This window comes from Pseudomonas sp. Marseille-Q5299 (genome assembly GCF_943737035.1).
In the GTDB taxonomy this organism is placed as follows: domain Bacteria; phylum Pseudomonadota; class Gammaproteobacteria; order Pseudomonadales; family Pseudomonadaceae; genus Aquipseudomonas; species Aquipseudomonas putida_E.
This window is the reverse complement of sequence record NZ_CALSFR010000006.1, coordinates 186,645-204,935: the sequence shown is the minus strand read 5'-3', so window position 1 is coordinate 204,935 and position 18,291 is coordinate 186,645. Positions and strand designations below refer to the sequence as shown.

Below are 18,291 nucleotides of genomic sequence, written 5' to 3'. Positions count from 1 at the left end.
CATGCCCGGCGGCAAGGACGATCAGCAGTAAGGGAATCATGTGAAGCGAAGCAGTCCGCTGTCACCGCTGTTGCCGGGAGCCGTCGCGCTCCTGTTACTGATTTCAAACCCGGTTGCCCAGGCAGCCGATGACATAGACCCTTCGCTGCGCACCATCGGGCCGTCACTGCTACGCGATGCCCCCGATGCCATCCCTGCCCGCCCCCCGGCGGGCCAGGCCGCCAATAATGGCGACCGGCTCGGGCTGGCCGAGGCGGTGCTGGCCGCTGCGCAGTGGCACCCCAGCATCGCTGAAGCCGTCGGCAACCTGTACAAGCAAGGCGAAGGTATCAACGTGGCCCGCGCCGGTTACTACCCACAGGTTTCCGGCGGTATCCGCACCGGCTATGACAGCGGGTATGGCGGAGACCGCAGCAGCCAGGCGCTGAACCTGTCACTCAAGCAGATGCTCTACGATTTCGGCAAGGTCGACAGTGCTGTCGACGCGGCCCACGCTGCCGCCGCCCGCGCCCAGGCCAACATCCTGCTGGTGGTCGACGACCTGGCCCGCGATACCGCCTACGCCTGGATCGAAACCCGCCGTTACGAGCAGCTCATGGTGATTGCCCGCGAGCAGATCAAAGGCGTTGGCGATATTGCCGGCATGGCGCGCCAGCGCAGCGACATGGGCGCCAGCACGCGCTCCGACGTGGTCCAGGCCGAGTCCCGGGTGGAAGGCGCCCGTGCCACCCTCGAGGAATATCAGGCCCAGTACGAGCGGTGGCGCTCGACCCTCGCCGCCCTGCTCGGCCGCGTCGCACCGCCGGCCCTGGCCGAAGAAACGCCCCCCGAACTCAACCAGGCCTGCAAGCGCCCACCGCAAGCCGACGACCGCCTGCCTGCAGTGCTCATGGCCCTGGCCCTGCGCGCGCAATCCAAAGCCGAACTGGCACAGGCCAAGGCCGAGGCCTACCCGACACTGTCGCTGCAGCCGCAGGTCAACCACTACCTGGACAACGACTACGACCGCGACAACAACCGCCTCGACCGCACCCAGGCGGGCATTTACCTGAACCTGGAAGTGCCGATCTACCAAGGCGGCGCCATCAGCGCCCGCAGCCGCGCGGCCGGGCATGCCCTGACCGCCGCCGATTCCGCCGAAGACGCTGCACGCCTGCAGGCCCGCCGAGGGCTGGCCGAAGCCATGGCGCAAACCTCGGGGCTGGGCCGCCGGCTGAGTTCGCTCAAGGCCCGCCAGGCCAGCATCAAGGAAGCACGCATGCTCTACGGCCGGCAATACCTGGACCTGGGCACGCGCCCGCTGCTCGACCTGCTCAATGCCGAGCAGGAAATCTACCAGTCGCGCTTCGAACTTGCCGGTACCCGTTCCGACCTGCTGCGCCTGGATGTCGACTGCCTGTACAACACCGGCGCCCTGCGCATGGCCTTGGGCCTTGAAGGGCGCAACCTGCAAGGGGTGGAGATCGAGCCATGAACGATACCGTCAACCTGAGCCAAGCCACGCAGCAGCAAAACCCGGAGCAGGCTATCGTCCATCGCCCGGACCTTGGCCCGTGGCTTGAAGTCATGCTGCAGGTCGCCCACCACTACCGGCTGGATGTATCCCCCCAGCGCATTCGCCTGGCGGCCGTGGAAGATGCCCGGCCGCTGGATGAAATCCTGCGGCACATGGCGCGCCAGGCCGGCCTGTCGCTGCGCTTCGTGCGTTTCGATGCCAAAGCCCTGCGGCAATGGCGTACACCACTGGTGCTGGAGCTCGATGATGGCCAACTGGCTGTGGTCGAAGCCGTGACCGAGGACAACGAGCTGGCCGTGGTGTTCGCCGGCGACCAGAGCCTGACCTCGCGCCTGCCCCGCGAAGCGCTCGAAGGGCGCATCAACCGCGTGGCACTGATGCGCCCGGCACGGCCGTTGCGCGATGTGCGTACCGACGACTACACCGCCCCGTACGACCGCCACTGGTTCGCCCGCATCGTCCTGCGCGACCTGCGCCCGTATGGGCAGGTAATGGTCGCCTCGCTGGTGGCCAACGTGTTGGCCCTGGCTGGCGTGCTGTTCTCGATGCAGGTGTATGACCGGGTGATCCCCGCCGAATCGCTGCCCACGCTGTACGTGCTGTTCGGCGGTGTGGTGCTGGCGCTGGTGTTCGACTTCAGCATGCGCCTGCTGCGCCTTAAGGTTACCGACCTGCTCGGCAAGCGCGCCGACCTGCGCGTGTCGGACCTGGTCTACGGCCATGCCCTGCGCCTGCGCAACTCGGCACGGCCGAAGTCCACCGGCTCGTTCATTTCGCAGTTGCGCGAGCTGGAGTCGATCCGCGACCTGATCACCTCCAGCACCGCCACCGCGCTGGCCGACCTGCCGTTCTTCCTGTTGTTCCTGTTCGTGTTCTGGCTGATCGGCGGCGTGCTGGTGTTTATCCCGCTGGTGGCTCTGCTGGCCATGCTCCTGCCTGGCTTGCTGGCGCAGCGCCGGCTGGCACGCCTGGCCAATGCCTCGATGCGCGAGTCGTCACTGCGCAACGCCATGCTGGTGGAAAGCGTCCAGGGCCTGGACGAAATCAAGGCACTGCAGGCCGAAGCGCGCTTCGAGCGCCAGTGGAACCAGTACAACGCAGCCTGCGCACACACCAACCTGCGTCTACGCACCCTGACCAACGGCCTGGTGACCTGGACCCAGAACGTGCAAGGCGCGGTGTTTGCCGTGGTCATCGTCATAGGCGCGCCAATGGTGATTGCCGGCGACCTCACCACCGGTAGCCTGGTGGCCGCCTCGATGCTGTCCTCGCGGATGATGGCGCCGCTGGCGCAGCTCACCCATGTGCTGACCCGCTGGCAGCAAGCCAAGGTGGCACTACAGGGCCTGGACAAACTGATGCAGTCACCGGTCGACCACCCCGAAGGCGAAGCCCGTGTGCACCTGCCGGCCATCCGCGGCGAGTACCGGCTGCGTCAGGCCAACTTCCGCTACGACCCCGAGGCACCACCGGTGCTGAACATCGGCCAGCTGGACATCCGGCCGGGCGAGCGCATCGCCGTGCTGGGGCGCAACGGCGCCGGCAAGTCGACCCTGCTGCAGGCGCTGGGCGGTGCCATGGACCTGGTGCAAGGCGAGGTCACGCTCGACGGCATTGCCCTGGCCCACCTGGACCCGGCCGACCTGCGCCGTGACGTCGGCTTGCTGGCGCAGTATGCGCGGCTGTTCCACGGCACCCTGCGCGAAAACCTCACCCTCGGTGCCGGCCAGGCCAGTGACCAGGAACTGGTGGCCGCGCTGGCCGCCACGGGCGCACTGGACTTCGTGCGCCGGCTGCCCAAAGGCATGGACCACCTGATTCTGGAAGGTGGCCTGGGCCTGTCCGGCGGGCAACGCCAGGCACTGGTGCTGGCACGCCTGCTGGTGCGCCAGCCGCAGGTACTGCTGCTGGATGAACCTACCGCCTCGCTGGACGACACGACCGAGCGCAAGCTGCTCGATAACCTCGACCGTTTCTGCCAAGGCCGCACCCTGGTGATCGCCACTCACCGTTTGAGCGTACTGCAACGGGTCGAGCGGATCATCGTGCTCGATGGCGGGCGCATCGTCATCGACGACAGCCGTGACGCCGCCCTGGCCAAATTGCAAGGAGCGCAGGCATGAGCAACCATGAACTCCCCGCGTCCTACCTGGATGGCCAGGATGACCAGGCCGTGCTGCGCGCAGGCCGCGTCATCACCGTGTGCGCGCTGATGCTCGCCGCGTTCCTGGCCTGGGCCGCCTGGTTCGAGGTCACCGAAGTCTCCACCGGCACCGGCAAAGTGATCCCCAGCTCCCGCGAGCAAGTGATCCAGTCGTTCGAAGGCGGCATCGTCGCCGAGATGAACGTGGCCGAAGGTGACCTGGTCGAGCGCGGCCAGGTGCTGGCCCAGCTCGACCCGACCAAGACTGCCTCCAGCGTCGGTGAAAGCGAGGCCAAGTACCGTGCTGCCACGGCCAGCGTTGCGCGCTTGCGCGCCGAGGTCACCGGCAAGCCGCTGGCCTTCCCCGACAGCCTGCGCGATTCGCCGGACCTGATCGACGCCGAAACCGCGCTGTACCAGACCCGCCGCCGCGGCCTGGAACAGACCCTGGCGGGCATCGAGGACTCGCTGCGGCTGGTGCGCAGCGAACTGCAGATCACCGAAAACCTGGCCAAGATGGGCGCCTCCAGCCGGGTCGAGGTGATCCGCCTCAACCGCCAGCGCTCGGAGCTCGAGCTCAAGGCCAACGAAGCGCGCTCCGATTACCTGGTACGCGCCCGCGAAGAGCTGGCCAAGGCCAGCGCCGAAGCCGACAGCCTCTCGGAAGTGGTCCGCGGGCGCAGCGATTCGCTGTCACGCCTGACCTTACGCTCGCCGGTGCGCGGCATCGTCAAGGACATCGAGGTCAACACCCTGGGCGGGGTGGTACAGCCCGGTGGGCAGGTGATGAAGATCGTGCCGATGGATGAACGCTTGCTGATCGAGACGCGCATCGCCCCCCGGGACATCGCCTTCATCCACCCCGACCAGGCGGCCAAGGTGAAGATCAGTGCCTATGACTATTCGGTGTATGGCGGGCTGGAGGGCAAGGTGGTGGGCATCTCGCCGGATACCCTGCAGGATGAGGTAAAACCGGAAATCTATTACTACCGGGTGTTCATCCGTACCGAGCAGGACAGCCTGCAGAACAAAGCCGGCAAGCGCTTTGCGATCGTGCCGGGGATGATTGCCACGGTGGATATCCGCACGGGCGAAAAAACCATTCTCGATTACCTGATCAAGCCGCTTAACCGGGCCAAGGAGGCCTTGCGCGAGCGCTAAGGGCCGCTGCGCGGCCATCGCCGGCAAGCCGGCTCCCACAGAAACTGCACAAGCCGTTGGCGCACTGGTGACCCTGTAGGAGCCGGCTTGCCGGCGATAGGGCCAGCAAAGGCTGCCGTCAAGTTAAAGCCCAGCCCGAACAGGCCGATAACCGGTTATCCCCTGTCTTCCATGAAGGTCACCATGGCCACGCAAAATGCCCGCGCGGACGCGTTGTCCCTGCTGCTGTTCACCCTGCGCAGCGGCAAACTGATGGCAATCAACCTGCTCAAGGTCAGCGAGATCATCCCTTGCCCACCGCTGACCAGGTTGCCCGAATCGCACCCCCACGTGAAAGGCGTGGCGACCCTGCGCGGCAACCCGCTGTCGGTGATCGACCTGTCGCGGGCCATCGGTGAACGCCCGCTGGCCGACCCGGACGGTGGCTGCCTGATCGTCACCGAGATCAGCCGCTCGCGCCAGGGCCTGCATGTGCAGGCAGTGAGCCGCATCATCCACTGCCTGAGCACCGACATCAGGCCGCCACCCTATGGCTCGGGCACCCGCTCGTTCATCACCGGCGTGACCCGTGTCGACAATACCTTGGTGCAGGTGCTGGACATCGAAAAGGTGATCCATGCCATCGCCCCGCCGGAGCCGGAGCCCGCGCCGGGCAAGCTGAACGAAGAAGACGCCAGCCTGTTGGCCGCCGCCAACATCCTGGTGGTGGACGATAGCCAGGTGGCGCTGCAACAGTCGGTGCACACCCTGCGTAACCTGGGCATCGACTGCCACACCGCACGCAGCGCCAAGGATGCAATCAACGTGCTGCTGGAGCTGCAGGGCACCGCGCAGGAGATCAACATCATCGTGTCCGACATCGAGATGTCGGAGATGGACGGCTATGCCTTCACCCGCACCCTGCGCGAAACCCCGGACTTCCAGCACCTCTACGTGCTGCTGCACACCTCGCTGGACAGCGCGATGAGTGCCGAGAAGGCCAGGTTGGCGGGGGCCAATGCCATCCTGACCAAGTTCTCCTCACCGGAGCTGACCGATTGCCTGGTGGTGGCGGCGCGTACGGTAGTGTTTGCAGAGCGATGAAGGCCGTGCTGTCATATTCAGCGACAAACTCCCTGGCCTGTTGCCGGGGATGCCTCGGTCATACTTCGCCCCCCTCGAACGTTTCACGGTATTGCGTATGAAGTTTTTCAGCTCTCTTCTGATCGCCTGCGCCCTTTTCAGCGGTGTTGCCCAGGCCTCCAGCAGCCAGGCCTGGAACGAACAACGCCAGCAGATGCTCAAGGCCTGCCTGGCCGCCAGCCAGTTCAAGGACGCCCATGCCCGCGGCAAACCTGCGGAGTTCGATGACCAGGTCGGCTTCAGCGCCCTGGTCATCGAAGGGGTGTATCCACAAAAGCACATGCAGCAACGCACCGGCTCCGAGCTGTGCTTGTACGACCGCCAGCACCAGCGGGCCTTCGTCAGCGAATGGAACCCAGACGCCACGTGAACGACTCCCTGCGTTTTGCCTGTACCGGCTGCGGCAAGTGCTGCACCGGCCACCATGTGCCACTGACCCTGGCCGAGTCGCGCCAGTGGGCGGCATCCGGCGGCCAGGTGGTGGTGCTGATCGAAGCCTTTGTGGAGGATGGCCCGGGGATGCCGGCAGACCAGCGTGAGCATGTGCTGCGCCGCTCGCACCCGGTGCCTTGCGGTGACAGCGAGGTACGGGTTTCGGTGACCTTTGCCGCGTTCAACCCCGGGCGCTGCCGCAACCTGGACGAAAACGACCTGTGCACCATCTACGAGAGCCGGCCGCTGGTCTGCCGCATCTACCCGGTGGAAATCAACCCGCACATTCCACTGAGGCCAGAGAACAAGGACTGCCCGCCCGAGGCTTGGGAGCAAGGGCCTGAGCTGATTCATGGCTCGTTACCGGTGGACCCGGCGCTGCTGGCACTCGTGCAGGCGTCCCGGCAGGCAGATCGTGATGACATCGCGGCCAAGGTTGCTGTGTGTCAGGCCTTGGGCATGACCATCAGCGCGCTCAAGGGCAATGGCTTCACGGCCTACCTTCCAGACATGGGCGCCTTGGCGGCGGCGCTGGCGGATGTACCGGCACCGCACCATGCGCCGTGGGCGCTGCACGTGCAGGACACCACCCTGCTGGCCAGCCTGCAGGCGCAGGGCTTGCAGGCTGGCGACACGCCTTCGCAGTACTACGCCTTCATCGGTTTCTAGCAAAGCCAGCACCAAATCCCGGCGATCTCCCTGTGGGAGCCGGGCTTGCCGGCGATGGGCCGCAAAGCGGCCCCACAACCGCTCAAGCGCTGCGGTTCATGCCCATTTCCATGTCGTTGATCAGTGCTTTGGCCATGGCACTGAGAATGCGTGCCGCACTGCCTGCGATCATGTTGCCCTCCAGCGCGTAGCGATGGTCTTCGGCTTCGGTGTCGAGGTAGAGCTGGCTGGTTTTGCAGAGGCAGTCCATCAGCGCAGCAGCGTGAGACCTGGCGTCTTCGGGGGAGAGGTCGGCGATGATTGTGATGTAAGGGATCGGGAATGAGTCCGGTGGATCGGGAACGATTTTTTTCATGATGACTTTCCTGAAGATGCTATTGGAAAGCGACCACCTTGTTCTTCTCACGGATTGGGTGGCAGCCGTACGCGAGGTGAGAAGACCGCGTCCAGGAACCGCGGCCCGGACCGAAGCCCGCACACGCACGGCTGCCATGAAAAATGGCATCCTGGATACAGCTGCGGCTTCTCACGGCCGCTCGCCGTTGTGGCGAACCGTGAAGTTATCGCTGAAACAGTTCCCCGCCTATCAGACGCCATCCGACAGAGGGCGTAGGATAATTCGTCATGGCTTCGCTCTTGAAGCATCTGGTTTCAGATTCAGAATCTTCTTACGGATCAAGGGGAGCAGAGGTATGAATCGGTCAGGGTCGCGGTAGGGCTGCCAACTGCCCCCAACCTGTCAGCGCTGTCAGCCAGCTGTCACGCTGCCGACCCGGTCACAGCGCTATAAGCTTCAATAACCGCCCCCTCCTCTTGGCCAAGGTGCCCGCGCCGATGCGACGTCCTACCCGCCCTCTCCTGCTGGCCGCCACCGCCCTGCTCGCCCTTGCAGCACTGGGCATCTGGTATGGCCAGCGCCAGGAGGCGCCGGTTGCGCGCGCCCAAAGCGCCGTTCCGGTGCGCGTGGTCAGCGTTGCCCAGCAGGACGTGCCGCGCTACGCCAGCGCCATCGGCTCCGTGCTGTCGCTGCACAGCGTCGAAATAAAACCGCAGGTCGAAGGGGTGCTGACCCGGGTACTGGTCAAAGAGGGCCAGTGGGTCAAGCAAGGCGACCTGCTGGCCACCCTGGACGATCGCAGCATCCGCGCCAGCCTCGACCAGGCCCGCGCCCAGCTCGGCCAGAGCCAGGCTCAAATCCAGGTGGCCGGCGTCGACCTCAAGCGCTACCGCCTGCTCAGCAGCGATGACGGCGTGTCCAAGCAGACCCTCGACCAGCAACAGGCGCTGGTCAATCAGCTGCAAGCCACCGTAAAAGGCAACCAGGCCGCCATCGCCAATGCCGAAGTCCAGCTCTCCTACACGCAGATTCGCTCCCCCGTCACCGGGCGTGTCGGCATCCGCAACATCGACCCCGGCAACCTGGTGCGCGCCAGCGATACCCAGGGCCTGTTCAGCGTGACCCAGATCGACCCCATCGCGGTCGAGTTCTCCCTGCCGCAACAGATGCTGCCAACCCTGCAGGGCCTGCTGAAGGCGCCCACGCCCGCATTGGTGCAGGCCTACATGGACGCCGATGGCGAAAGCAACCTGCTGGGTGAAGGCCACCTGGCCCTGATCGACAACCAGATTTCGGCCAACACCGGCACGGTGCGGGTCAAGGCCGAGTTCGACAACAAGGACGGCCGGCTGTGGCCGGGGCAACTGGTGACCATCCGCTTGCGCACTGCCGTCCAGGAGAATGCCCTGGTGGTGCCGCCGCCAGTGGTGCAGCGCGGCGTCGACGGCCACTTCGTCTATCGCCTGGACGGTGACCAGGTCACCAGTGTGCCGGTCAAGGTGCTGTACCAGGACAGTGGGCTGAACATCATTGCCGGGGTCAAACCGGGCGAGCGTCTGGTGCTCGATGGCCAGTCGCGGCTCAAGCCCGGCTCGCGCGTGGAGGTCACCCCCAACGCACCGCCGCCGTCGGAAATGGCCGGCCGCCGGAGCCAGCCATGAATAGCCGCAACAGCGTGTCGGCCTGGTGCATCGACCACCCCATCGCCACGCTGCTGCTGGCTTTCGCGCTGGTGCTGTTGGGTGTCATCGCCTTTACCCGCTTGCCCGTGGCGCCCTTGCCGGAAGCCGACTTCCCGACCATCCAGGTCTCCGCGCAACTGCCTGGGGCCAGCCCGGAAACCATGGCCTCTTCGGTGGCCACGCCGCTGGAGGTGCAGTTCAGCGCCATCCCCGGCATGGCCCAGATGACCAGCAGCAGCGCACTGGGCTCGACCACCCTGATCCTGCAGTTCACCCTGGACAAGAACATCGACACCGCAGCCCAGGAGGTCCAGGCGGCCATCAACACGGCTACCTCACGCCTGCCCCAGGACCTGCCCAACCCGCCGACCTGGCGCAAGGTCAACCCGGCAGACAGCCCGGTACTGGTGCTCACCGTCAGCTCCGCACAGATGCCCGGCAACGACCTCAGCGACTATGCCGAAACCTTGCTGGCGCGCCAGTTGAGCCAGATCGAAGGGGTCGGCCTGATCAACATCACCGGCCAGTTGCGCCCGGCCATCCGTGTGCAGGCGCAGCCGGAAAAGCTCGCCGCCATGGGCCTTACGCTCGCCGACCTGCGCCAGGCCATCCAGCAGACCAGCCTGAACCTGGCAAAGGGCGCCCTGTATGGCGAGCACAGCGTGTCGACCATCGCCGCCAACGACCAACTGTTCCACCCCGAGGACTACGCCAGGCTGATTGTCTCTTACCGCGACGGCGCCCCCGTGCACCTGCAGGACGTGGCCAAGGTGATCAACGGCGCCGAGAATGCCTACGTCAAAGCCTGGTCCGGCAACCAGCCGGGCCTGAACCTTGTGGTGTTCCGCCAGCCTGGCGCCAACATCGTCGACACCGTGGACCGCGTGCTCGGTGCCCTGCCCAAGCTGCAGGAGATGCTGCCGGCCTCGGTCGAGGTGTCGGTGCTGCAGGACCGTACCCAGACCATCCGCGCGTCGCTGCATGAGGTGGAACTGACCCTGATCATCGCCGTGGCCCTGGTGATCGGGGTGATGGCGCTGTTCCTGCGCCAATGGTCGGCCACCCTGGTGGTGTCCAGTGTGCTGGGCGTATCGCTGATCGCCACCTGCGCGCTGATGTACGTGTTCGGTTTCAGCCTCAATAACCTGACCCTGGTGGCCATCGTCATTGCTGTCGGCTTTGTGGTGGACGACGCGATCGTGGTGGTGGAAAACATCCACCGCCATCTGGAAGCCGGCGAAGACAGCCGCACGGCGGCGCTCAAAGGGGCAGGCGAAATCGGCTTCACCGTGGTGTCGATCAGCTTCTCGCTGGTTGCCGCGTTCATTCCGCTGCTGTTCATGGGCGGCGTGGTGGGCCGGCTGTTCAAGGAGTTCGCCCTGACCGCGACAGCAACCATTCTGATTTCGGTGGTGGTGTCGCTGACCCTGGCGCCGACCCTGTGCGCGCTGTTCATGCGTCGCCCGCCCACGGAACATCACGGCGGCTTCGGGGACCGGCTGCTGAAGTGGTACGAAAAGGGCCTGGACCGGGCGCTGGCCCATCAGCGCCTGACCCTCGGCGTGTTCGGCCTGACCCTGGCCCTGGCGGTGGTCGGCTACGTGGCCATCCCCAAGGGTTTCTTCCCCCTGCAGGACACCGGTTTCATTCTCGGCACCACTGAAGCAGCAGCGGATGTGTCATACCCGTCGATGATCGACAAGCACCTGGCACTGGCGAAAATCATCGAAGCCGACCCCGCCGTGAGGGCCTTCTCCCATTCGGTAGGGGTTACCGGCAGCAACCAGACCATCGCCAACGGCCGTTTCTGGATCGCCCTCAAGCCCCGCGGCGAGCGCGATGTTTCAGCCAGCGAGCTGATCGACCGGCTGCGCCCGCAACTCGCGCAGGTGCCAGGCGTGGTGCTGTACATGCGGGCCGGCCAGGACATCAACCTCAGCTCCGGCCCGTCACGTACCCAGTACCAGTACGTGCTCAAAAGTAACGACGGCGTCGCCCTCAACCTGTGGACCCAACGCCTGACCGAGCGCCTGCGCGAAAACCCGGCGTTGCGCGACCTGTCCAACGACCTGCAACTGGGCGCCAGCGTTACCCGCATCGACATCGACCGCCAGGCTGCGGCCCGTTTCGGCCTGACCACCACCGACGTCGACCAGGCGCTGTACGATGCGTTCGGCCAGCGGCAGATCAGCGAATTCCAGACCGAGACCAACCAGTACAAGGTGATCCTGGAACTGGACGCGCAACAACGCGGCAAGGCCGAAAGCCTGAATTTCTTCTACCTGCGCTCGCCCCTGAGCAACGAAATGGTGCCGCTATCAGTCTTGGCGCATGTCGCCGCGCCCAGCACCGGGCCGCTGTCGATCAGCCATGATGGCCTGTTCCCGGCCGCCAACCTGTCGTTCAACCTGGCCCCCGGCGTGGCCTTGGGCGATGCGGTGGCGATCCTGGAACGCACCCAGCGCGAACTGGGCATGCCCGACTCGATCAGCGGCAACTTCCAGGGCGCGGCGCAGGCCTTCCAGAGTTCGCTGTCGAGCCAGCCGTGGCTGATCCTCGCCGCACTGGTGGCGGTGTACATCATCCTTGGGGTGCTCTACGAGAGCCTGGTGCACCCGCTGACCATCATCTCGACCCTGCCTTCGGCGGGCCTGGGCGCGTTGCTACTGCTGTGGGCCATGGGCAAGGACTTCAGCATCATGGGCCTGATCGGCGTGGTGCTGCTGATCGGCATCGTCAAGAAGAACGGCATCCTGCTCATCGATTTCGCCCTGGAAGCCCAGCGCCGCCATGGCCTGACGCCCGAGCAGGCGATTCACCAGGCCTGCCTGACGCGCTTTCGGCCGATCATCATGACCACCCTGGCCGCCCTGCTCGGCGCGGTGCCGCTGATGTTCGGCTTTGGCGCCGGTGCCGAGTTGCGCCAGCCGCTGGGTATCGCTGTGGTCGGCGGCCTGCTGGTCAGCCAGGCCCTGACGCTGTTCACCACCCCGGTCATATACTTGGCCCTGGAGCGCCTGTTCCATCGCCGCCAGGCCGCCAGTGCGGTCGTGCCGAGTACCCACTGAGACAAGACCATGCGTGTGCTGATCATCGAAGACGAAGAGAAAACCGCTGACTACCTGCATCGCGGCCTGAGCGAGCAAGGCTTTACTGTCGACCTGGCACGGGACGGCATCGACGGCCTGCACCTGGCGCTTGAAGGTGACTATGCGGTGATCGTGCTCGATGTGATGCTGCCGGGCCTGGATGGCTATGGCGTGCTGCGTGCCTTGCGTGCGCGCAAGCAGACGCCGGTGATCATGCTCACCGCCCGCGAGCGTGTCGAGGACCGCATCCACGGCCTGCGCGAAGGTGCCGACGATTACCTTGGCAAGCCGTTCTCCTTCCTTGAACTGGTCGCCCGCCTGCAGGCCCTGACCCGGCGCAGTGGCAGCCACGAGCCGCTGCAGGTGCAGGTCGGCGACCTGTGGATCGACCTGATGGCGCGCAAGGCCAGCCGCGGCGGCCAACGCCTGGACCTGACCGCCAAGGAGTTCTCGCTGCTCAGCGTGCTGGCCAGGCGCCAGGGCGAAATCCTCTCCAAGACCGCCATCGCCGAGCTGGTCTGGGACATCAACTTCGACAGCGATGCCAATGTCGTCGAAGTGGCCATCAAGCGCCTGCGCGCCAAGCTCGACGGGCCATTCGACAACAAGCTGCTGCATACCATCCGAGGCATGGGCTATGTCCTGGAAAACCGTGCCGGTTAACTCCATCGCACTGCGCCTGTCGGCGCTGTTCATCCTGGTGGCGATGGGCGTGTTCCTGTTGATCGGTTCGGCACTGTACCGCCAGGTCGACCACAGCCTGGACATGCTGCCGGCGGCCGAACTGGACGCCCGCTTCAGCGTGCTGGAATCCACCCTCAACCGCTTCGGCACACCGGAGCATTGGGCAAAGATCAGCAACAAGCTCAACCTGCTCACCGAGGAAGACAAACGCATCCGCTTCTGGGTGGTCGGCAGCGACCCGGCGTTCGAATATGGCCACCCCAGCGAAAGGGTACGCGCATTCGCCGAGGGCCCAGAAGGGATGCGCGACCTGCGCCTGCCTGACCGGCCCTACCCTTACAAGGTGCTGGTCAGCGAGTTGCCGGCCCTGGCCGCTCGCCCGCCACTGCGCTTTCTGATCGCCATCGATACCGAGACCTTCTGGCAGGCCCAGCACAGCCTGCTGGTGGCCATCGTCGGGCTGGCGGTGCTCGGAGTGCTGCTGGCCTCGGTGCTCGGCTACTGGGTGGCGCGCATTGGCCTGCGCCCGCTGCTGGCGCTGTCCAACGAGGCGCAGGCCTTGGCCCCCCCGCGCCTGGATGGCCGCCTGCAAACCGTCAACCTGGCCCCGGAACTGGCGCAATTCGCAGGCGCTTTCAACGCGGCGCTCGACCGGGTCAGCCAGGCCTATTCGCAGCTGGAAGCGTTCAACGCCGACGTTGCCCACGAACTGCGCTCGCCGCTGACCAACCTGATCGGCCAGACCCAGGTCGCCCTCACCCGAGGGCGCAGCGCCGAACACTACTTCGAGGTGCTGCAATCGAACCTGGAAGAACTTGAACGCCTGCGCAGCATCATCAACGACATGCTGTTCCTCGCCAGCGCCGACCAGGGCAGCAAGGCCACCGCCCTGACCCAGGTATCGCTGGCCGACGAAGTGGCCACCACCCTCGATTACCTCGACTACATCCTCGAAGACGCCCAGGTCAGCGTCACTGTCAGCGGCGATGCCCAGGCCCCCATCGAAAAAGCCCAGCTGCGCCGCGCGTTGATCAACCTGCTGAACAATGCCGTGCAGCACACCGCGCCGCACCAAGTGATCCGCGTGCATATCGATGCCGGGCCGGAGCAGGTCAGCATTGCCGTGAGCAACCCAGGGCCGGCTATCGACGATGATCACCTGCCTCTGCTGTTCGAGCGGTTCTACCGGGTGGATGCGGCGCGCAGCAACAGTGGCGGGGGCAATCACGGGTTGGGGTTGGCCATCGTCAAGGCGATTGCGCTGATGCATGGGGGCGAGGTTTTTGTGCGCAGCGAGGCGGGTGCCAACACCTTCGGCATTCGCCTGCCAAACGCTCAACTGCAGGGGTTTGCGGCGAAGATCTAGTGTTTTTCGCAGGGATAGTTACCTTTTGCGCAACAGTGCTTATCGCGCCCGGTGCTGTTTCCAAGGCAATGAAGAGACTAACTTTAGCCCTGTCTCCATTAGCACTTGCACCGCAAGAAGGTAGTTTCAACATGTCCAACAGTATGGGTATTGCCAGCGTTTTCGTTCTGTCTTCCCTGTTGTTGTCGCCCCTGGCCATGGCCGAAGAATCCCCGGCTTTCGTCGCCCGTAATGCAGAGCTTGCAGCTGTTCACCAGGAAGCCCGCGAGGCCGTAGCGCACAAGGCCGACGCAGGCAAAGATGCAGAACAGACAGCTTCCAAGGTTTCCCTCGACGCCAATGCCGAGAGCTGATCGCGCAACGATGCCGCTCCCGTTTCCCCCCGGCTACACCATGGGCACCGCCGGTGCCGATATGTTAGCCTTTTAAAGCCGCTGCCGATCAGCGGCTTTTTTTATGTGCTTTGACGATCAGCCCGGCCGTTATTTCTCTAACAAGAAAGTTGCACATTCAAAAATAAAAACTGCCCCACCGTCAGACCAAAGGAGCTAGTACCGGTGCCTTCCGCGTTTCGTGTTACCCCGCTGTTCATTGCATTGACCGCAACGATGCCTTTCGCCGCCCAGGCAGATGAAGACAAGGCTGATGGCTTCATCGAAGGCTCGTCCTTCAACCTGCATTTTCGTAACGCCTACTTCAACCGCGACAACCACAACAGCGGCGTGCGCGACACCCGCGAGTGGGGCCAAGGCGCAGTTGCCCGCTTCGAGTCGGGCTACACGCCAGGCGTAATCGGCTTTGGCCTCGATGCGCACGCCATGCTGGGCTTGAAGCTCGATGGCGGTGGCGGCCATGCCGGCACCAGCATCCTGCCCGAACACGTGAAGGACAACGGCGAACTGGGCGCAGCCCCGCACTCGTTCTCCACCGCAGGCGCGGCGGTCAAGCTCAAGGCCTTCGACACCGAACTCAAGGCCGGTGACCTGTTCCTTACCAACCCGGTAATCGCCGGCGGCGAAACCCGCATGCTGCCGCAGACCTTCCGTGGCGTCAGCCTGACCAACACCAGCATCGACGGCCTACTGCTCGAAGGTGGCCAGGTCAGCTTCACCAAGCCGTACAACCAGAGCGGCCACCGCCGTATCGACACCTACTACGGCTCGCTGGATGAGCACGACAAAAGCAAGCATCTGAACTGGGCTGGTGCGTCGTGGAGCGGCACCGAGAACATCACTGCCAACCTTTACGCCGCCGAGCTCAAGGACATCTGGAACCAGTACTACGCTGATTTCGACTACACCTACGTGGTCAACGACCTGGTCAGCCTCAACCCGGGCGTGCACTTCTATCACACCCAAGACACCGGCCAGGCGCTGCTGGGCAAGATCGACAACAACACCTACAGCGTGCACTTCACCGTCAACGCCGGCTACCACAGCGTTACCGCCGCCTACCAGCGGGTCAATGGCGACACGCCGTTCGACTACATCAACCTGGGCGACAGCGTGTACCTGGACAACTCGCGCATGTACTCGGACTTCAACGCACCCAACGAGCGTTCGTGGAAGCTGCAGTACGGCTATGACTTCGCCGGGCTCGGCATGCCAGGGCTGAGCACCACCGTGTCGTACTCGCGTGGCGAGGCGGACCTGACCAAGGCTGACCAGAACAACACCCACTACGACTACTACCGCGCCGATGGCAAGAACGCCCAGCACTGGGAACGTGACCTGGACGTGAAGTACGTGTTCCAGGAAGGCGACTTCAAGGACCTGTCGGTGCTGGTGCGCTATGCCGTACACCGCGGCAGCCAGGGGTATGCGTCGATCGACAACAACAGCGATAACGACGAATTGCGGGTGATCGTCGATTATCCGTTGAACGTGTTCTGACCTGGGACCGCAAGTCAGCCCCACACGGTGTGTGCAGACCGGTAGGCGCTGGCTTGCCAGCATTGGGCTGCACAGCAGCCCAATGCATGATTCCGTCGGACAAATCTTGTCCGACAATCATCACTTCCCTAGAATGTCGCCCGCCGCAACCGGCCCTGCCTCAGCAGTAGCGCGCATGCCCACTCGATTACCGCGTCTCGCACTCTACAGGTCGCACCCCGAGCTGATCCTCAATCTGGGCAGTTGCATCGCCGTGCTCGCTATCGTGGGCATCGTCAGTTATCTGTTGGGGCGCGAGCGCGAGAGTGTCGAGCAATCGGCCATCCGCTCCTCCAGCAATATCGTCCAGCTGATCGAAAGCGACATCCTGCGCAACGTCGAACTTTACGACCAGTCCCTGCGCGGGCTGATCTGGGCCGTGCAGCATCCCGAACTGCTGCAGGTCGCCCCCAACCTGCGCCAGCAGATCCTTTTCAACCAGACGTTCGCGGCCCCTGTGCGCGGCGATATTCTCTGGCTCGATGCCAATGGCGACGTCGTGGGCGACTCCACCAGCGTCACCCCGCGCCAGGCCAATTTCGCCGACACCTTCGACTTCCGGGCCCATCGCCGCGACCCTGGCCTGGGCTTGTTGATCAGCCCGCCGTTCAAGGCACGGCTCGGCGACCTCGACTGGTGCATCAGTTTCAGCCGGCGCATCTCCGCAGCCGATGGCAGCTTTGCCGGGGTAGCCGCCGGAGCCCTGCGCCTCTCCTATTTCAGTGAACTGTTCCAGCGCCTTGATATCGGCCATGAAAGCAGCATCAACCTGCTCAACGTCGACGGCCAGTTGCTCGCCCGCCAGCCGCGCCGCGATCAGGACCCGTTGGTCGGCACCAGCTTCGCCGACCGCCCCAACTTCAAACGCATCCTGGGCGAGCGCAGCGGCAGCTTTACAGCCCGCTCCAGCATCTATGGCACCCAGCGCATGTACACCTTCGCCCGGGTCGCCGACCTGCCGTTGATCATACTGGTGGTGCATTCTGCCGATGAGGTGTTCCAGTCATGGCGCCGCACGGCGTTGGTGGTCAGTATTGCCACAGGCGTGCTGTGCATCGGCATTCTCTGGCTCACCCTGTTGCTGGGCCGCGAATTGCGCCGCAGGCATGAGGCGGAACAGGGTCTGGCCAGACTGGCAGCCACGGATAGCCTGACGGGCCTGGCCAACCGTCGCCGGCTGGATCAGGTGTTACGCCAGGAGTGGGCGCGCGCCCAGCGCAACCGTAAGCCGTTGGCCGTGCTGATGGTGGATGTGGATCACTTCAAGGCATTCAACCAACGCCATGGTCACGCAGGAGGCGATCACGCCTTACGTGAAGTGGCCAAGACGATCGAACAGTGCATACGACGCCCGGCAGACCTGGCGGCGCGGTATGGGGGGGAGGAGTTTCAGGTGGTTTTGCCGGAAACCGAACTGGCCGGTGCCCGTTTGCTGGCAGAGAGGATCCGGTCGCATGTCGAGGCGTTGGCACCTTTTGCCGATGATGTACACGCGGTGACGGTGAGCATCGGCATCAGCGTACACACCCCCGGCACCCAACAAGACCTCGCGACCATGCTGGGTGCCGCGGATGAGGCGCTCTACCGGGCCAAGGCCAAAGGCCGAAACCGGGTAGAGGGCCCTGCGGATTAGGAGCGGGCGCGTGCGGCGTTGCGCAGTGCCTTCACTTGGTCGTGGTTACGCTGTACGCCCTGCAGTTGCTTTTCCACGAGCATATAGCTCGAATCACTGACGGAGCGGCCCAGCTTGACCAGCTTCTCACGCGCTTCCTTGTAGGCTTTGAGGGCGTGGTCTTCACCGCGCTCTACTTCGTTGAGCACGGCCTCCTCATCCTTACCGGTAACCATCGACTTGAGGTTTACCCAGCCGCGGTGCAGGTCGCCGCTGACGCTGGTGGAGGTTTCCGGGTCGCCACCCAGGCGACGCACTTCACTCTGCAGTTCGCCTGCTGCATTGGCGCATTCGCCAGCGCGCTGGACGAAGAACGCTTTGAGCTCCGGGTTTTTCACATCATCGGCCGACTCCTTGAACCCTTTCTCGCCGTCCTTGCTGTACTCGATCAGGTTGTTGAGCACGTCGATTACGTCTTTGTTGAGGTCGCTCATGGCTGAAACTCCTTGGCAGGTAATAGTCATGTAAACAGGAGCAGCCTTCGTGC

At 64.5% G+C, this 18,291-nt stretch carries 15 protein-coding genes; 13 read left to right on the top strand and 2 right to left on the bottom strand.

The genetic code is table 11. The features are described from left to right. Positions 1–40 precede the first annotated feature (40 nt). The 6 genes from NGJ21_RS18250 (at position 41) to NGJ21_RS18225 (ending at position 7,043) form a co-directional block, all read left to right on the top strand. The gene (locus NGJ21_RS18250) at positions 41–1,474 is read left to right on the top strand and encodes a TolC family outer membrane protein (RefSeq protein ID WP_174141575.1); all 1,434 of its coding nucleotides are present in this window, start codon (positions 41–43) and stop codon (positions 1,472–1,474) included. Further along, on the top strand, positions 1,471–3,639 hold the full coding sequence (locus NGJ21_RS18245) for a type I secretion system permease/ATPase (protein ID WP_115273900.1): 2,169 nt from the start codon (positions 1,471–1,473) through the stop codon (positions 3,637–3,639). The genes NGJ21_RS18250 and NGJ21_RS18245 overlap by 4 nt, the downstream gene beginning before the upstream one ends. Continuing rightward, positions 3,636–4,820 carry an HlyD family type I secretion periplasmic adaptor subunit gene (locus NGJ21_RS18240; protein WP_046784507.1) on the top strand — a complete coding sequence of 395 codons (1,185 nt, stop codon included), beginning with the start codon at positions 3,636–3,638 and terminating at the stop codon, positions 4,818–4,820. The genes NGJ21_RS18245 and NGJ21_RS18240 overlap by 4 nt, the downstream gene beginning before the upstream one ends. Before the next feature lie 183 nt (positions 4,821–5,003). Then, positions 5,004–5,903: a chemotaxis protein gene (locus NGJ21_RS18235; protein WP_046784508.1), complete on the top strand. Its 900-nt coding sequence runs from the start codon at positions 5,004–5,006 to the stop codon at positions 5,901–5,903. 97 nt (positions 5,904–6,000) lie between these two features. Further along, entirely contained in the window at positions 6,001–6,312 is a 312-nt protein-coding gene (locus tag NGJ21_RS18230; RefSeq protein ID WP_046784509.1) for a hypothetical protein, read from the top strand. Continuing rightward, the gene (locus NGJ21_RS18225; protein WP_115273898.1) at positions 6,309–7,043 is read left to right on the top strand and encodes a YkgJ family cysteine cluster protein; all 735 of its coding nucleotides are present in this window, start codon (positions 6,309–6,311) and stop codon (positions 7,041–7,043) included. Before NGJ21_RS18230 ends, NGJ21_RS18225 begins: the two co-directional genes overlap by 4 nt. A gap of 82 nt (positions 7,044–7,125) precedes the next feature. Here the strand turns inward: NGJ21_RS18225 and NGJ21_RS18220 are convergent, their stop codons facing one another. Further along, positions 7,126–7,398 (bottom strand): hypothetical protein, encoded by a 273-nt coding sequence (locus NGJ21_RS18220; RefSeq protein WP_237859876.1) that lies wholly within the window; start codon positions 7,396–7,398, stop codon positions 7,126–7,128. A 479-nt stretch (positions 7,399–7,877) separates the two neighbouring features. Here NGJ21_RS18220 and NGJ21_RS18215 point away from each other — a divergent pair, with 479 nt between their 5' ends. The 7 genes from NGJ21_RS18215 (at position 7,878) to NGJ21_RS18185 (ending at position 17,765) form a co-directional block, all read left to right on the top strand. After that, on the top strand, positions 7,878–9,041 hold the full coding sequence (locus NGJ21_RS18215) for an efflux RND transporter periplasmic adaptor subunit (RefSeq protein ID WP_046784511.1): 1,164 nt from the start codon (positions 7,878–7,880) through the stop codon (positions 9,039–9,041). Beyond that, a complete protein-coding gene (locus NGJ21_RS18210) occupies positions 9,038–12,130 on the top strand; it encodes a multidrug efflux RND transporter permease subunit (RefSeq protein WP_251962472.1) in 3,093 nt (1,030 codons plus the stop codon). Before NGJ21_RS18215 ends, NGJ21_RS18210 begins: the two co-directional genes overlap by 4 nt. 9 nt (positions 12,131–12,139) lie before the next feature. Next, entirely contained in the window at positions 12,140–12,814 is a 675-nt protein-coding gene (locus tag NGJ21_RS18205; protein ID WP_012316198.1) for a heavy metal response regulator transcription factor, read from the top strand. Next, positions 12,789–14,201, top strand: a complete 1,413-nt coding sequence (locus NGJ21_RS18200) for a heavy metal sensor histidine kinase (protein ID WP_251962471.1) — start codon at positions 12,789–12,791, stop codon at positions 14,199–14,201. The genes NGJ21_RS18205 and NGJ21_RS18200 overlap by 26 nt, the downstream gene beginning before the upstream one ends. A 131-nt stretch (positions 14,202–14,332) precedes the next feature. After that, complete coding sequence (locus tag NGJ21_RS18195; RefSeq protein WP_115273894.1) at positions 14,333–14,554, top strand: hypothetical protein; 222 nt, start codon at positions 14,333–14,335, stop codon at positions 14,552–14,554. Between the two features lie 204 nt (positions 14,555–14,758). Beyond that, positions 14,759–16,093, top strand: coding sequence for an OprD family porin (locus tag NGJ21_RS18190; protein WP_115273893.1), 1,335 nt, complete (start codon positions 14,759–14,761; stop codon positions 16,091–16,093). A gap of 175 nt (positions 16,094–16,268) precedes the next feature. Beyond that, a complete protein-coding gene (locus NGJ21_RS18185; protein ID WP_115273892.1) occupies positions 16,269–17,765 on the top strand; it encodes a GGDEF domain-containing protein in 1,497 nt (498 codons plus the stop codon). Here NGJ21_RS18185 and NGJ21_RS18180 read toward each other — a convergent pair. Further along, the gene (locus tag NGJ21_RS18180; RefSeq protein WP_046784517.1) at positions 17,762–18,238 is read right to left on the bottom strand and encodes a ferritin-like domain-containing protein; all 477 of its coding nucleotides are present in this window, start codon (positions 18,236–18,238) and stop codon (positions 17,762–17,764) included. The genes NGJ21_RS18185 and NGJ21_RS18180 overlap by 4 nt on opposite strands. Positions 18,239–18,291: the final 53 nt, after the last annotated feature.

Coding starts and splice junctions, on each gene's coding strand:
- NGJ21_RS18245 (WP_115273900.1), top strand. CDS start 1,471: ATGAACGATACCGTCAACCTGAGCCAAGCCACGCAGCAGCAAAACCCG.
- NGJ21_RS18240 (WP_046784507.1), top strand. CDS start 3,636: ATGAGCAACCATGAACTCCCCGCGTCCTACCTGGATGGCCAGGATGAC.
- NGJ21_RS18235 (WP_046784508.1), top strand. CDS start 5,004: ATGGCCACGCAAAATGCCCGCGCGGACGCGTTGTCCCTGCTGCTGTTC.
- NGJ21_RS18230 (WP_046784509.1), top strand. CDS start 6,001: ATGAAGTTTTTCAGCTCTCTTCTGATCGCCTGCGCCCTTTTCAGCGGT.
- NGJ21_RS18220 (WP_237859876.1), bottom strand. CDS start 7,398: ATGAAAAAAATCGTTCCCGATCCACCGGACTCATTCCCGATCCCTTAC.
- NGJ21_RS18215 (WP_046784511.1), top strand. CDS start 7,878: ATGCGACGTCCTACCCGCCCTCTCCTGCTGGCCGCCACCGCCCTGCTC.
- NGJ21_RS18210 (WP_251962472.1), top strand. CDS start 9,038: ATGAATAGCCGCAACAGCGTGTCGGCCTGGTGCATCGACCACCCCATC.
- NGJ21_RS18205 (WP_012316198.1), top strand. CDS start 12,140: ATGCGTGTGCTGATCATCGAAGACGAAGAGAAAACCGCTGACTACCTG.
- NGJ21_RS18200 (WP_251962471.1), top strand. CDS start 12,789: ATGTCCTGGAAAACCGTGCCGGTTAACTCCATCGCACTGCGCCTGTCG.
- NGJ21_RS18195 (WP_115273894.1), top strand. CDS start 14,333: ATGTCCAACAGTATGGGTATTGCCAGCGTTTTCGTTCTGTCTTCCCTG.
- NGJ21_RS18185 (WP_115273892.1), top strand. CDS start 16,269: ATGCCCACTCGATTACCGCGTCTCGCACTCTACAGGTCGCACCCCGAG.
- NGJ21_RS18180 (WP_046784517.1), bottom strand. CDS start 18,238: ATGAGCGACCTCAACAAAGACGTAATCGACGTGCTCAACAACCTGATC.